Below are 13668 nucleotides of genomic sequence, written 5' to 3'. Positions count from 1 at the left end.
CGCGGACGATCGTCATTCAGCCCGCCGGCTCTCTGCCGTATGGAGGTAAACGGATTTTATTTTTTTTGCGAGAACCGTGCCGGCAGCGAACGTACTTTCTCCGTGGATACGTCCGCAGATCCGTTCCGCGTATCTGCGAGCCGGATGGAGCCATCTTCCTTCTGCCTGATTGAGCGCGTTTGCGTAAATTTCAGGCAGATTTTTCTGCCGGACGAAAGAACGGAGCCTGCCGAATACATAGCGCATCTGATACGCCAAGGGATCGGAGACGGCCATCCGTGCCGCCTCATCGGATAATCGATCCGCCCATGCCTGGCTTTCGCGGTCAAAAGGTTCGTCTTCCTCCTGGGCCGCCCACATTAAGTAAAGATGCATCAAATACAAGTCATCAGGATTGATACCCTCTGCATAGAGCGGATTCAGATCCGGAATGCGCAGTTCGATCCGGTCGGCCTCGGGCCGCCACATGAGGTCTTCAAATCCTTTTCCCTTAATCCTGACAAGCTGATACAGCTCGCGCGGACTTTCAATAAGCCCTGTCTCCACGGCAGACGACAGCGAAGCGAGATACGCGGCGGGATTCGAATAATCAAGATAGACCGGTTCGATGTTTTTATAGCCGGAAGCGCTGAGACGGGCGGATCGGTAACAGACGCCGCCGTGCGTCTCGGGGCTTGCCGACAGCAGATGAACAAGAAAAAAACGATAGCGCATCGCTACAGCTGCCATCTTCAGATAAAGCCGGTTCCGTTCTTCTACGCCTGCTCCCTCATTGTACAGATTTTCTTCGGCAAATGAAAAATTAAAATGAATGCCGCAATAGAGTTGTCTGCGCCGTCCGTATTTTTGGGCGAGATAGGCGCGGTAGTCGTTTTTATCTTTTCCCGCCGGACCGAAGTCCGCTATTGGGATCCGCTCCTCCGCAGGCAGGCGCGCGGGCGGGCTGCTCAACGGCCAGAGCAGCTCGGGGCCGATTCCCCGATAGACTTTTTTTATCAGGTATTTTTCACGGAACAGCAGCTCGGGAAGAGAGGTCGAAACAGGTGTGATGATTTCAATCTGACTCTCAGAAAAATCCGTTGTAATTTCGGGGTTGGTCAGTTTGTCTCCGAATGCGGCAGGATGGGGCGTCAAGGCCAGGGATCCGTCCGGATTAATTCTTAAATTTTCCCGTTCAAGTCCGAAATAACCCTTTGTCATCAGACTTGAGGGGGAAAGTCGTTTGTCGTCAGGCATATATTATTCCTCGCATTCATTAATTTCAAAACCGTTCCTGCACGATTCGTCTTCCGTTCAGAGAGAGATAGAGGAGTGCTGAAAAATCTTAAATCGTCGGCTTAACTACTCTGAGTTTAATGGATTAAAAGATGGATTTCAATTAATTGAACAATCGGCCGCAGTGGAGAAACAACGGAAGAAAGAAGTAGAACAGCGGTTGAAAAATTTAATTCATAGTTGACTTATAAGAATATAGGAATTAATATGAGGTCAATCACATCATTTAAAGTGATAATTGTCTATTTGTTGAATTTTCTTTAAACAATCAAGGGAAAGGGGGGAAAGAGAATGTCCATGATAAAGAGATCGCCAAGTGCCGGACAATCATGCATAAATAAAAATAAGATGACACTATTTGACTGGCCGGCCGGAACATCTACTGGAATTTTAAAATCCCGGATTCAAAAAAAGGAGTAACGGCTCAGCACCCACGACGTCCCGAACCGTTACCCGCAACACACACTCTTTATTATATCAGTACTTTCGAAAAATCGCATCCGAACCGTCATTGTACATTAGCCTGCCGCCTCTTTAAATGACAAATGCCTGATCATAGTGCCCGAAGAAGAAACATTAAAAACAATTGGGGTGAGACAGGTTTGGAGATCAGTATCGATATCAGAAATAAATCGTTTGCCAAGGGACAAAGGGTCATGACTGTGCTTGATGATATTCACCTCGACATTGATAATGGTGAATTTATCACCATTATCGGACCCAGCGGCTGCGGGAAAAGTACTCTGTTAAAAATCATCGCCGGCCTGGATTCTGATTATGAGGGCAGTGTTCAAATCGGTAAACGTGCGGTGAACCGGCCCGGCATTGAACAGGGATTTGTTTTTCAGGAACATCGTCTGTTCCCGTGGCTGACCGTTGAAGAAAATATCGCCGGCAATCTGCCGCTCAAAAAAGCGGCCATTCGAAAAAAAGTGGATGAGTTAATCGATATTGTCAGACTCAGAGGCTTTGCGAAGGCCTATCCTAAAGAATTGTCCGGAGGAATGTCGCAACGGGTGGCAATTGCCAGAGCTTTATTGAGAAAACCGGGAGTTTTATTACTGGACGAACCATTCGGAGCGCTGGACGCTTTTACCCGCCGGCATTTGCAGGAGGTCCTTCTGCAGATTTGGCTGGAAACGGAGACAACCATGATTTTAGTCACACACGATCTGGACGAATCTGTTTATCTCGGCAATCGTGTCGTTGTCATGGGGACGCATCCGGGAAGGATACAGCGGCTGATCCGCATCGATCTGCCGTTTCCCCGCCAAAGGACACATCCGTCGTTTCAAAAAATAAGACAAAACGTGCTGCAGGAATTTGAAAGCGCTGATGAATTTTCATTAGTCAGACAACAAAACCAGTGAGTGAGTGATCATGATGAAAAAACAATCCGTTTTACTTTTCATCGTCGGATTTCTTTTACTGATGACCGCACTGTCCGGATGTGCCGCGAACCAGGCAAACGGGAAGGCGAACGGCACTGAGACGATTGTAAATATCGGCATTCAGCAGAACGTCGATCCCCTGCTTCTGGCGAGGGAGAAAGGATGGTTCGAACAAGCATTTGCCAAAGAGCATGCCAAGGTGCAATGGACGGAATTTCAAAGCGGTCCGCCTCAGATCGAAGCGCTTTCCGCCAATCATCTTGATTTTTCAAGTGTGGGCAACTCTCCGGTGATTTCGGCTCAGGCAGCAGGTATTGGATTCACGGAGATTTCAAACACACGTATCGGAGGTAAAGCGGATGCCATACTGGTTTCCAAAGGAAGCGCTATTAAAACAATAAGAGATTTAAAAGGCAAAAAAATTGCTGTTGCCAAAGGATCGAGCGGATTCAACCTCTTGTATGAAGCATTGCAGCATGCCGGATTAAAAGATTCCGATGTACAAATTATCCAGCTTCAGCCGGATGAGGCGCAGGCTGCTTTCAATTCAAAAAAGGTCGATGCCTGGGCGGTATGGGAACCGTTTGTTTCTTATGAAACCATAGAGCATCAGGCCGGAGTGCTCAGTACCGAGTCGGATCTGAACAGCCTGTCGCCAAGTTTTCTTCTTGTACGCTCGCAATTTGCCAAAGATCATCCGGATCTGACCGTGACTTTTTTAAAGGTTTATGAACAAGCGCGATTATGGCAAAATAAGCATTTTAATGAGGCGGTTGCTATCTATGCGAAAGCTAAGAACCTGGATAAAAGGGTGGTCGCCAGTGCATTAAAAAGTAATCCGTCAATTAACGTGCCGATTTCGGAAAAGATCATTCATGCTCAGCAGAAGACGGCCGATTTCCAATTATCATTAAAGATTATAAATAACAAAATCGATACCGGCAAAGTAGTAGACAACCAGTACATCGAAAAAGCATTGAAAAAATGACAGAAGCAGGTGAATGCTCCATGAGCAAGAAGGAAATCGTACATGCGTTTCCCACCCTGCCGAAACTTCAGGTTTCAGGGTTAATCATTCGGCCGTTTTCAAAAAGTCAGGTCAGTAAGTTCCTGTCCGGGCTCATTGTCCCTTTTCTTATCCTGCTGATTTGGCAATTAATCGGTTCTTTAGGATTTTTCACAAAAGCGGTTCTGCCGACCCCCGCCGAGATCCTGTCGGCGGCCGAGAATTTGACGGTTGACGGGGTTCTGTTCCCGGATCTTGGGATCAGTATTGCCCGGGCTGCGGGAGGGTTTGCAATCGGGGGAGGGCTGGGTCTGATTTTTGGTCTGATTGTGGGGCTGTCCGTAAAATCGGAAAACGTTCTCGATCCGAGCCTGCAAATGGTGCGGACCATCCCGCATCTGGCTGTGGCGCCTCTATTCATATTGTGGTTCGGTCTGGGGGATACATCGAAAGTTCTGCTGATTGCCATGGGCGCTTTCTTCCCGATTTATGTCAATACATTTCTGGGTATCCGCCGGGTGGATGCAAAGTTCTTTGATGTAGCACGTGTTCTTGAATTCAGCAGATGGAAAAAATTGAAGCTGCTTATTATTCCGGCCGCGCTGCCCAATATACTGCTCGGCATCCGTTTATCAATGGGAGCGGCCTGGTTATCTCTTGTCGTGGCCGAGCTGATGGGCTCGACGGCAGGAATAGGCTATATGATTATGGATGCCAGGCAGTTCAGCAATACGGATGTCGTTTTTGTCGGCATCATCATTTTCGCGATTGTCGGCAAACTGACCGATTCGCTTGTGAAACTTATGGAGCGGCATTTCTTAAAATGGCAGGATACTTATAAAGGCGGCATTTAAAATTCGTACAAGGCCAGTTCCTAAATAAAATGTGATTCGGGGGAGCATAATATGGAAATTTTCTGGTTTATTCCGTCACATGGAGACGGCAGGTACTTAGGGACGACAAGAGGAGGAAGGGCCGGTTCATACGGTTATTTTAAACAAATTGCTCAGGCGGCGGATCAGCTGGGCTATAAAGGAGTGCTGCTTCCGACGGGAAAATCCTGCGAGGATCCGTGGCTGCTTGCCGCGTCGCTAGCATCGGTAACCGATCATCTGCGCTTCCTTGTTGCCGTCAGGCCGGGGTTAATGTCGCCGACTCTTGCAGCCAGAATGGCGGCGACATTGGACCGCATCTCTGAGGGCCGGGCGCTGATTAACGTTGTGGCCGGCGGGGACCCTGTAGAGCTGGCGGGCGACGGACTGTTCCTGGATCATGATCAGCGTTATGAAGCAACGGATGAATTTTTAGAAGTATGGAAACGTTTATTAAGCGGAGAAAAGGTTTCCTTCCGGGGAAAACACGTAAAGGTAGAAAACGGCAGTCTTCTTTTTCCGCCGGTTCAGAGACCGCATCCGCCGATCTTTTTTGGCGGATCTTCTGAAGCCGGGATTAGAGTGGCGGCAAAACACGCCGATGTTTATTTAACATGGGGAGAACCTCCGGAACAGGCGGCGCAGAAAATTGCCAAAGTAAAAAAACTGGCAGAAGAGCGGGGAAGAAAAGTTATATTCGGCCTCAGGATCCATGTGATCGTCCGTGAAACGGAAAAAGAGGCCTGGGAGGCAGCGGACCGGCTCATCGGCTATGTTGACGATAAGGCAATCCGGGAAGCCGATCAGGTGCTTTCAAGATATGATTCGATCGGCCAGCGGCGGATGAGCCGTCTTCATTCTGCCGGGAATAAGAGCAGAGAAAGATTGGAGATCAGCCCGAACCTGTGGGCGGGTGTCGGACTGGTCAGAGGCGGCGCAGGAACGGCCCTGGTCGGTGATCCTGAAAACGTTGCAAAACGGCTTCTTGAATATCGCCAGGCGGGTTTCGAGCGCTTTATTTTGTCAGGCTATCCGCATCTGGAGGAGGCCTACCGGGTTGCCGAATTGTTGTTTCCCCGGTTGCCGCTTGAGTTTGACCGCAAGCCGGTAACCTTTAATTACGGGGAAATGATTGGGAATGCCATTTCGCCTAAATTTATAAAAGTCTGAAGAGAAAAAGCCGTTTTATTTATTAAAGAATAAAGTTGCATGCTTAAACGGCGATGAATCAAGTCTGCAGAATCAACAGGAGCGTCCGAAAGCCGCTGTTCGGCTTTCAGACGCTCTTTTCCGTCATTTGCGGGGAATGCGGCTCTTTTTCAGGACTCCGGATCGGCCGTTGCTGCGGCTTTGCCTCGTGCTTTATGGTTCCTGCAGTTCTTCCATATGATTCAGCAGTTTTTTAAGCGCCTTGAGGTCGTCGAGAGACAGAGTGAGGCCCTTGCCCATTTTTTCACCATCCGGTGCCCAGTCTCTCAAATCGTATTTCGGCGCCCGTCCGTTCCAGCTGATGATGTTCAGCTGTTTCTGCCACCCTTTCGGCGATTCGGAAAGGGTGCCGACGCGTTTGACGATTTCATATTGAATGCTGCTCATTATTTTGCACCTCTGATCTTAGAATAAATAGTCAGTCGTCTGACGCCGATTGCCCGGGTCAGATAAGAATGAAATGTTCGCGAAACCATGAATCGCTGTTCAGCACTTCACGGCTGTCCGCGATGATGTGCGGTTCGCCTTCCTCGTCCTGTGTCACAAGGTGGCCATCCTCATCCTGATCGGCCATATAAAAATTGTTGACCTTGAAAAGCAGCCGGCCTTCCAGTAAGCCCAGCGCAATATCGTCCGTTTCCCCGTACACATTTTTAATGCATCGGACCAGAATCATGTCAGTAAATCCCCCAGATTAAAAGAATACTATTATCAGAATAAGGGTTGTCTCCCAATTTGGCAATGGTTGCAGGAATCTGAAGAGACATGAAAAAAAAGTCCGGCCGGCTGCCGGCTCAGAACAGATCGATTCACAGCCGCCCCCGGCCGTTTTAGAAGCGGAAAGCGGATCCATGTGATAAAATAGCTCTATCAAATGAAGCGAGTCTGCGAAGGGATGAATGATTTGGATATTTTTCATCAGGACGGGAAAAAATCAGGATTTAACATTATAAAAGGCGACGCGACAAAGGGCCATGGCGGTTTCGGTGCGGGCCTGGTTAATCTCGATAATCTGTCTCCGGTCATTATCGATGTCGAGGCGGGAACGGCTGCCGTGGATATCGGCGCGCTTCACGCCCGCAGCGACGTCGAAAGGCGTATCCGTTTTTCTAAAGATAAGGCTGATCTCCAGGGCGGCGGGAAGAAGTACTGGCTCGTTTGGGTGAATACGGAAATTACAAAAGAGGGTCCGCATTACTCGGGGGCGGGAGCCGCCGAAATGATCATCAACCGGCAGATCCGGCGCGGTTATAAAGTGCTTGCCGATCATGTCAATAAAATGGATAAAGCACTGAAGGGCAAAGTCGCGATTGACGAGATGGACGCCCCGTCGAAAAGAGTGCTGCGCGATTTTTTAGAAAAGGCCGATCCGGGTCAGTGGCAGCGGGCGAACGCCGAATTGAAGGAAAAGCTGGAAAAGAGTGACCTGTAAAAGGGGAGCTGAGCCGAGGCCGCGGGAATAAGGTCCCGGCTGCATGTCTCCCGTATGCAAAGTGCAGCGGCTGTGCCAGGAAATGCAGACAGCCGGCTTTAAATGATCGGGGTGTCCGTCCATCGCGGCGAAAGGCAGACGATCAACCGGATCAAATAGTCGGAGTGCAGCTTCATGGAATCCGGTGAGGGCCACTCTTTTAAAAAATTTCAAAAGACTCCGGATGCGGAAAAGTTCACTCGGAGGCCGGACGTTTCGCCTTCGTATCCGTTCCGTACCTTATTCGGATCCTGCGGGCTGAAGCCCTGAAGATCGTTCTTGCCGGCATTGTTCTTTACCACCAGTGGAACAGCCGGTACAGGAAGCTCCTTTCCCGGAGAGGCTGCTTTGCTTTCGTGTCCGGATGGCCTTGCGAGGCGCTGCAATGCAGAATCGGTTCGGTCCCTTTGACAAAATAAGTCGGCCGGCCAGGGCATTGCGCAGAGGCAAGCAGCCCGGATTTTGGATCGATGCTGACACGGATCACTCCTTCAGGCGGCGTGAAAAGGTTCTTTGGGGTGCCGTCCAGTGCGGATTCCATGAAATGAGACCAGATTTCTTTAGCATAGCTGCCGTCGGGATAGGTGTTGATGGTTTCCCCCTTATCGTAGCCGACCCAGACGGCGGAGACGAGATCGGGCGAAAATCCGGTCATCCAGCTGTCGGTCGGCGTCGAGCCGGTTTTAGCCGCCAGGGTGTGGGTCAGCATGTTTGCGACCGTTCCGCCAGTCACTTTTGTATAGCCATTCAGCCGGCTGTCGAAGATTCCGGTCATCATCTGTGAGAGAACAAACGAAGCCTGTTTGTTCAGAACCTGTTTTTTTTCGGGGTGCCATTCATAGAGCACGCGGCCCTGACCGTCGGTTACCTTTGTGATGAACTGGGGATTGATTCTTGCACCTTCGTTGGCAAAAGTGGCGTATCCCCTGGCCATCTCCAGCACACTGACCGGTTCGGATCCGAGCGCAAGAGACGGAACGGCCTCAAGCGGGCTGGTGATCCCGGCAAGCCTGGCTGCTTGAATCATTTCCCCCATGCCGATCGCCAGATGGGTCTTCACGGCAAAGATATTGTCGGAAAGCGCGAGAGCCTGGGCCATCGTAATCGGGCCGTTTGCATAGTAGCCCCCGAAATTATTGGGTGCGTAAGTCGCTTTGCCGTTATCGAACGTAAAAACCGTCGGCATGCTTTTTAACAGAGTAGCCGGAGTAAAGCCGTTTTGCAGCGCCGCATAATAAAGAAAGGGTTTAAAGGTTGAACCGGGTGCGCGTTCCGCTGAAATGGCCCGGTTATACGGGCTTTTTTGATAGTCGCGTCCGCCGATCATTGCCGCGACACCGCCTGTTTTCGGATCAAGGGCAATAAGAGCGGTCTCCAGGCCGGAATTTGCCGGGAGTGTTTTTCGTACCCAGTACTCGGCGGCCTGCTGAGCATTGGGGTTGAGCGTTGTGTACACCTTAAGCCCGCCTGAAGCCAGTTCTTTCTGACTAAAATGCAGCCGGGTCAGCTCCTGCCGGACCGCATCCTGAAAATAGGGCGCTTCCTCCGCTGTTTTTTCCCGGCCCCGGACGAGGCGGACCGGAGCGGAATAGACGGTCTCTGCCTGTTTTTTTGTCAGAAATCCGCTTTCAACCATCGCTTCAAGAACGGTCTTCTGCCGCATCTTTGCCTGATTATAATGAAGAAAAGGGGAATAAAGGCTCGGAGCATTCGGAATACCGGCCAGCATGCTGGCCTCCGCAAGCGTCAGGTCGCTTGCATTTTTGTTAAAATAGGTTTTTGCCGCTGCTTCAATGCCATACGCACCTTCGCCGTAATAGATCGTGTTCAGATAGCCTTCCAGAATATCTTTCTTCGATTCATTCATCTCGAGACGCAGTGTATAAAACATTTCTTCCGCTTTGCGCTGCCATGTCCTGTTATTCGTCAGAAAGAGATTTTTAGCATACTGCATGGTGATGGTGCTTGCCCCTTCGGCTTTTGAAAAACTGCGCAGATCGACCATGGCCGATCCGGCGATCCGCCGGAAATCAAATCCGTGATGCTGAAAGAAACGACGGTCTTCGACGGCCAGCGTCGCCATTTTAATGGGAGAAGACATCGTGTCAATGGAGATCCATTGGCTGCTTTTTCCCTGCCATTTCCCGATCGGCTGCTGCCGGTCATCATAAAAAACGGCAGGCTTTGCTGCCGGAATATCCATCGGTCCGGCCAGTTTCGCTGCCGCGAGAAGGATGCCGAAAGATGCGAGGATCACGGCCGCCAGCAGCGCGCCGAGACGGGCCGCCCACTTCAGATAGTCTTTATTTGTTTCCCGCAGCCGCCGGATGAAACGCATCTTGGAACCTCCTTCAGTCCGCTGTTCAGTGCTGATTGTCCTTGTGTTTTTCCTTTGCTTTTTCTACATTATGGTTTAAGGAGAGTTTTTCTAAACACCCGTTCCGGCTTAAACTTTCATTTTTCCGGCAATGCTTGAGAGACGGAACCGGCCGCGAAATGTCTGGATAAAAGCCGCTGCCGGATGGACGCAGATTTGGCAGAAACAGGTCGCACCTTGTAAAAAAAAAGCGGACTGAGTCTTGCCCGAGCGGAAGCATTATTTTATAGTAAAGTAAGTATGAATACAGGTGCGATTGTCTGATAGACGGACTTGCAGTCTGAGCGGAGGTGAGCGGATGAAGACTCATGAGGCCGAGATTGTCTTTACGAGCCGGACGATGAACAGGCAGCAGCCTGATGCCGATCAAATGACAAAATCCGTGCTGCGGGGACGCATTGCCGAAGGTGCGGGGAGTCTGTACCTGATTTTCAGTGCGGCGGTTCCGGAAGCCGGACCGGCCGATTATACAATTAAAATAAGCGGAGACGGCCGGGAGGCGCTGATTCGGCGCAAGGGCGCCGTTCCGCTCAGGCAGCCCCTGTTCGTCGGAACACCGGCGGAAGGGACGTACGAAACCCCCTTTGGAAAGCTGAAAACGGAAGCAACGGCATTGAAGATAGAATCATCCTGGGATCGGGAAACCCGTTCCGGAACGGCCGGCCTTATTTACGAAATGATGCTGGAGGGACAGTATAGCGGCCGATTCCGGCTCGATTTCCGGTTCAGAGGGATGAAGCAAAGCACTGATGATGGAGTCTGAACGCAATTTTGGAGGTTATAACATGACGATTGTCGAGCAAGTCAAGCAGCAATTAAAAGAAGAAATAAAACAGGCTGTGGTGAAAGCGGAACTGGCTCAGCCGGATCAGATTCCGGCTGTCGTTCTCGAAGCACCGAAGGATAAAGCGCATGGTGATTTTGCGTCCAATATGGCGATGCAGCTGGCGCGGATTGCGAAGAAGCCGCCGCGCAAAATCGCGGAAGAACTGGTTGAACATTTTGATAAAGAAAAGGGGCATATCCGCAAAATTGAAATCGCCGGGCCGGGATTCGTCAATTTTTTCCTGGATAATCGTTATCTGACGGATCTGATTCCGACAATCATCGAAGCGGGCGACAGATACGGCGCGACGACAAGCGGAGCCGGCAAGAAAGTGATGATCGAATTTGTCTCGGCCAATCCGACCGGAAATCTTCACCTTGGCCACGCGCGCGGGGCGGCAGTCGGCGACACGCTCTGCAAGCTGCTGAGGAAGGCCGGTTACGAGACGAGTGCTGAATATTATATTAACGACGGCGGCAACCAGATCACCAACCTGGCTGTGTCGCTTGAAGCGCGCTATCTTCAGGAACTCGGCAAGGATGCGGAGATCCCGGAGAACGGCTATCACGGTAAGGACATCATCGGACTGGCGAAACAGCTTGTGGCGGAGTACGGGAATACGCTCTCCGAAAAACCGGATGAGGAACGGATCCGGTTCTTTCGCCAATTCGGCGTCGGGCATCTCATGCGCGGCATTAAGAAAGATTTGGCCGACTTCCGGGTCACGTTCGATTGCTGGTATTCGGAGCGTTCGCTTTATGAAACGGGAAAAGTGGAGAATGCACTCGAACTTCTGAAAAGCAAAAGCGAAACGTATGAAAAAGACGGTGCCGTCTGGCTGAAAACCACTAAATACGGCGACGATAAGGACAGGGTCCTCGTTAAATCGGACGGCTCGTACACCTATTTTATGCCGGACATTGCCTACCATAAAGATAAGTTTGACCGCGGCTTTGACCGGCTGATCGATGTGTTCGGCGCCGATCACCACGGCTATGTGCCGCGGATGAAAGCAGCGGTGCAGGCACTCGGCTACGAACCCGGCCATTTGACTTTCCAGATTATTCAGCTTGTCAATCTGTTCAAAAACGGGGAAAAAGTGAAAATGAGCAAGCGGACCGGCAAAGCGGTCAGCATGCGCGAACTGATGGAGGACGTCGGTGTCGATGCGGCGCGTTATTTCTTCACGATGCGCAGTTCGGACAGCCATCTCGACTTTGATCTGGATCTGGCCATTTCCCACTCGAATGAAAATCCGGTTTACTACATTCAATATGCCTATGCCCGGATCGGCAGCATGCTGAAGAAAGCCGAAGCATTCGAACCGGCCGATTCCGCGGATCTTGATCTGGAGCTGCTTTCCGGTGAGAAAGAAATTGATTTGCTCAAAAAGCTGGGTGAATTTCCTGCCGTAGTCGCGGAAAGTGCCGCAAAACTGGCCATTCAGCACATTCCGTCCTATTTGTTTGAATTGGCGTCCAGCCTGCACAGTTTCTATAATGCGGAAAAAGTTCTGGACGAAGACAATGTCCCGCTCAGTAAAGCCCGTGTTGCTCTGATGAAAGCCGTCCGCATTACATTGAAAAACGGCCTGGATCTGATCGGCGTTTCCGCTCCGGAAAAAATGTAAACAGAAAACAGCAGCACGGCCCCCGATCGGAGGCCGTGTTTATTTTTAAAATCAAGACAACGGTTTTCGCTTTTCGTTTTCCCGGCCGTCAGACAGGCACAGGCCCCTTTGCAAGGATCATAAAAAGGGGCTGAGCCAGCCGGAACCGGCCGATTTCAGTTTTTCAAGAGGAGATCGTTCCCGGATCGCTTTCAACGTGACGGCAACCGACTCCTCGCGGATCTCCTTGTCAAACTGATCGAGAACGCTGCGAATGAGCGCGGGATCCTCGGTAAAACCCGAGAGTTCGTCGTTCCAGAAAAAACTGCGCCGGTCAAAATTGGCGGTGCCGGTGTAGCAGAGACGCCGATCGACGACAAAAACCTTGGAATGATAAAAGCCCTGATAGAAGTGGTACACGCGCGCACCTTTCTCGACAAGCGGACGGAGATAGAGATAAGAAGCCGGCTTGACGAACGGATGATCTTTTTTCATCGGCAGCAGAATCGTCAGCTCGACGCCGCGGTTCAGACAGCCGAGCAGCACGTTCATCAGTCCGGGACTTGGGATGAAATAAGGCGAGCCGATCATGATTGAGGAGCGGGCGGCCATGAATCTTTCGGCAAAAATATCCTCGATTTGTTTGCCGCTTGTTGCAATTAAGGCAAGCTGTGACGGCCCTTTGGTCGGCGCCGGGAAAAAAGCGGAGCTGTCCGCCGGCCGGCCGGCAGACAGCCGCCAGTCTTCGAGAAACAGGCGCTGAAGGTCGGCAACGCTTTCGCCCTCCACTCTCAGATGATTGTCATGCCAGGACCCCGTCTCCGCCTTATTGCCGATGTATTCCCGGCTGACGTTGAAACCGCCGAAAAAAGCAGTATGCCCGTCGATCACGGCAATTTTTCGATGATTGCGCCGGTTCAGGTAATAAAAAGTGAACGGAAATCCCGGCCTTCCGGAAAAAGCAATCTGCACACCGGCCCGGGTCAGTTCGGCTCTTTTCTTGCGGATGTCGCCGCTATTGAGATAATCGACCATGAGACGGACTTCGATACCTTCTCCGGCTTTCTTCTTCAGAAGATCAAGCCATCTGTTTCCGACATCGTCGGTTTTAAAAATAAAAAAGGATAAATGAACGTGGCTGCGGGCGTTTTCAATCGATTCCTGCATATCATTGAAGAGATCCCGCCCGTTTGTAAAATAACGGAGGCGGTTCATCCCGGTTCTAAACGGGCCTTTCGGAAGCGTCGGACGCTTCACCTTAATGCCTGTGTAAATATCGAGCAGGATGCCGGCAGTCAAAAGAACGGCCAGCAGCAAAATAATCAAAACGGCAGCGAGCAGGGCAGTCATCGATAGTTTGTTCCTCCAATCTGATTTTCACCGGTTCTCTGTTTCCGGATCCGGAACGGTAAAGCGTCTTGCTCTTAATATATCCCAATTTCAGCCGTGTATCGACAGAGAGAATGCGAAAGGCCGATTCAGGCTGATGCAGAAACGGAGAACTGTACATGCGGATCTGTCCGAAAAGATTCATGGGACCCGGACTTGATTTTAACATAGAAACAGATTATTGTATAAACTGTATAACCTTGTAGCGATCTTGCTCATCCTCGTTAAAGGCCGATCGGCTGC

The 13668-nt window shown here is 50.7% G+C and carries 12 protein-coding genes; 7 read left to right on the top strand and 5 right to left on the bottom strand.

Going from position 1 to position 13668, the window contains the following annotated elements; all coding sequences use genetic code 11:
* Positions 1–12 precede the first annotated feature (12 nt).
* Complete coding sequence (locus tag OYT88_RS06990) at positions 13–1236, bottom strand: glutathione synthase (protein WP_274398886.1); 1224 nt, start codon at positions 1234–1236, stop codon at positions 13–15.
* A gap of 641 nt (positions 1237–1877) precedes the next feature.
* Between OYT88_RS06990 and OYT88_RS06985 the strand changes: the two genes are divergently transcribed.
* From OYT88_RS06985 to ssuD, 4 genes are read left to right on the top strand one after another with little or no spacing between them, the layout of a single operon-like run.
* Complete coding sequence (locus tag OYT88_RS06985; RefSeq protein WP_274398884.1) at positions 1878–2645, top strand: ABC transporter ATP-binding protein; 768 nt, start codon at positions 1878–1880, stop codon at positions 2643–2645.
* Between the two features lie 13 nt (positions 2646–2658).
* Positions 2659–3654, top strand: a complete 996-nt coding sequence (locus OYT88_RS06980; protein ID WP_274399194.1) for an aliphatic sulfonate ABC transporter substrate-binding protein — start codon at positions 2659–2661, stop codon at positions 3652–3654.
* 20 nt (positions 3655–3674) lie between these two features.
* Positions 3675–4526 carry an ABC transporter permease gene (locus OYT88_RS06975; protein WP_274398882.1) on the top strand — a complete coding sequence of 284 codons (852 nt, stop codon included), beginning with the start codon at positions 3675–3677 and terminating at the stop codon, positions 4524–4526.
* A 51-nt stretch (positions 4527–4577) separates the two neighbouring features.
* Positions 4578–5714: an FMNH2-dependent alkanesulfonate monooxygenase gene (ssuD, locus tag OYT88_RS06970; RefSeq protein WP_274398880.1), complete on the top strand. Its 1137-nt coding sequence runs from the start codon at positions 4578–4580 to the stop codon at positions 5712–5714.
* Positions 5715–5906: 192 nt separating this feature from the next.
* Here ssuD and OYT88_RS06965 read toward each other — a convergent pair whose 3' ends face one another.
* Complete coding sequence (locus OYT88_RS06965; protein WP_274398877.1) at positions 5907–6140, bottom strand: YdbC family protein; 234 nt, start codon at positions 6138–6140, stop codon at positions 5907–5909.
* A 58-nt stretch (positions 6141–6198) separates the two neighbouring features.
* Positions 6199–6429, bottom strand: coding sequence for a hypothetical protein (locus tag OYT88_RS06960; RefSeq protein ID WP_274398875.1), 231 nt, complete (start codon positions 6427–6429; stop codon positions 6199–6201).
* A 219-nt stretch (positions 6430–6648) separates the two neighbouring features.
* Between OYT88_RS06960 and OYT88_RS06955 the strand changes: the two genes are divergently transcribed.
* A complete protein-coding gene (locus OYT88_RS06955) occupies positions 6649–7185 on the top strand; it encodes a YwhD family protein (RefSeq protein WP_274398874.1) in 537 nt (178 codons plus the stop codon).
* Between the two features lie 334 nt (positions 7186–7519).
* Here OYT88_RS06955 and OYT88_RS06950 read toward each other — a convergent pair whose 3' ends face one another.
* Positions 7520–9562 carry a transglycosylase domain-containing protein gene (locus tag OYT88_RS06950; RefSeq protein ID WP_274398873.1) on the bottom strand — a complete coding sequence of 681 codons (2043 nt, stop codon included), beginning with the start codon at positions 9560–9562 and terminating at the stop codon, positions 7520–7522.
* A 337-nt stretch (positions 9563–9899) separates the two neighbouring features.
* Between OYT88_RS06950 and OYT88_RS06945 the strand changes: the two genes are divergently transcribed.
* Together OYT88_RS06945 and argS are read left to right on the top strand one after the other, a co-directional pair.
* The gene (locus tag OYT88_RS06945; protein WP_274398871.1) at positions 9900–10364 is read left to right on the top strand and encodes a YwiB family protein; all 465 of its coding nucleotides are present in this window, start codon (positions 9900–9902) and stop codon (positions 10362–10364) included.
* Between the two features lie 22 nt (positions 10365–10386).
* Positions 10387–12057: an arginine--tRNA ligase gene (gene argS, locus OYT88_RS06940; RefSeq protein ID WP_274398870.1), complete on the top strand. Its 1671-nt coding sequence runs from the start codon at positions 10387–10389 to the stop codon at positions 12055–12057.
* Positions 12058–12174: 117 nt separating this feature from the next.
* Here argS and OYT88_RS06935 read toward each other — a convergent pair whose 3' ends face one another.
* Entirely contained in the window at positions 12175–13386 is a 1212-nt protein-coding gene (locus OYT88_RS06935; protein ID WP_274398869.1) for a phospholipase D-like domain-containing protein, read from the bottom strand.
* Positions 13387–13668 lie beyond the last annotated feature (282 nt).

The organism is Sporolactobacillus sp. CQH2019 (assembly GCF_028765345.1).
Lineage (GTDB): Bacteria > Bacillota > Bacilli > Bacillales > Sporolactobacillaceae > Sporolactobacillus.
The sequence above is the reverse complement of the archived record's forward strand: the minus strand, read 5'-3'. Positions and strand labels throughout refer to the sequence as shown.

Bases quoted from the DNA above. Each gene is read 5' to 3' on its own strand.
- OYT88_RS06990 (WP_274398886.1), bottom strand. From the start codon at position 1,236: ATGCCTGACGACAAACGACTTTCCCCCTCAAGTCTGATGACAAAGGGT.
- OYT88_RS06980 (WP_274399194.1), top strand. From the start codon at position 2,659: ATGAAAAAACAATCCGTTTTACTTTTCATCGTCGGATTTCTTTTACTG.
- OYT88_RS06975 (WP_274398882.1), top strand. From the start codon at position 3,675: ATGAGCAAGAAGGAAATCGTACATGCGTTTCCCACCCTGCCGAAACTT.
- ssuD (WP_274398880.1), top strand. From the start codon at position 4,578: ATGGAAATTTTCTGGTTTATTCCGTCACATGGAGACGGCAGGTACTTA.
- OYT88_RS06965 (WP_274398877.1), bottom strand. From the start codon at position 6,140: ATGAGCAGCATTCAATATGAAATCGTCAAACGCGTCGGCACCCTTTCC.
- OYT88_RS06960 (WP_274398875.1), bottom strand. From the start codon at position 6,429: ATGATTCTGGTCCGATGCATTAAAAATGTGTACGGGGAAACGGACGAT.
- OYT88_RS06955 (WP_274398874.1), top strand. From the start codon at position 6,649: ATGAATGATTTGGATATTTTTCATCAGGACGGGAAAAAATCAGGATTT.
- OYT88_RS06950 (WP_274398873.1), bottom strand. From the start codon at position 9,562: ATGCGTTTCATCCGGCGGCTGCGGGAAACAAATAAAGACTATCTGAAG.
- OYT88_RS06945 (WP_274398871.1), top strand. From the start codon at position 9,900: ATGAAGACTCATGAGGCCGAGATTGTCTTTACGAGCCGGACGATGAAC.
- argS (WP_274398870.1), top strand. From the start codon at position 10,387: ATGACGATTGTCGAGCAAGTCAAGCAGCAATTAAAAGAAGAAATAAAA.
- OYT88_RS06935 (WP_274398869.1), bottom strand. From the start codon at position 13,386: ATGACTGCCCTGCTCGCTGCCGTTTTGATTATTTTGCTGCTGGCCGTT.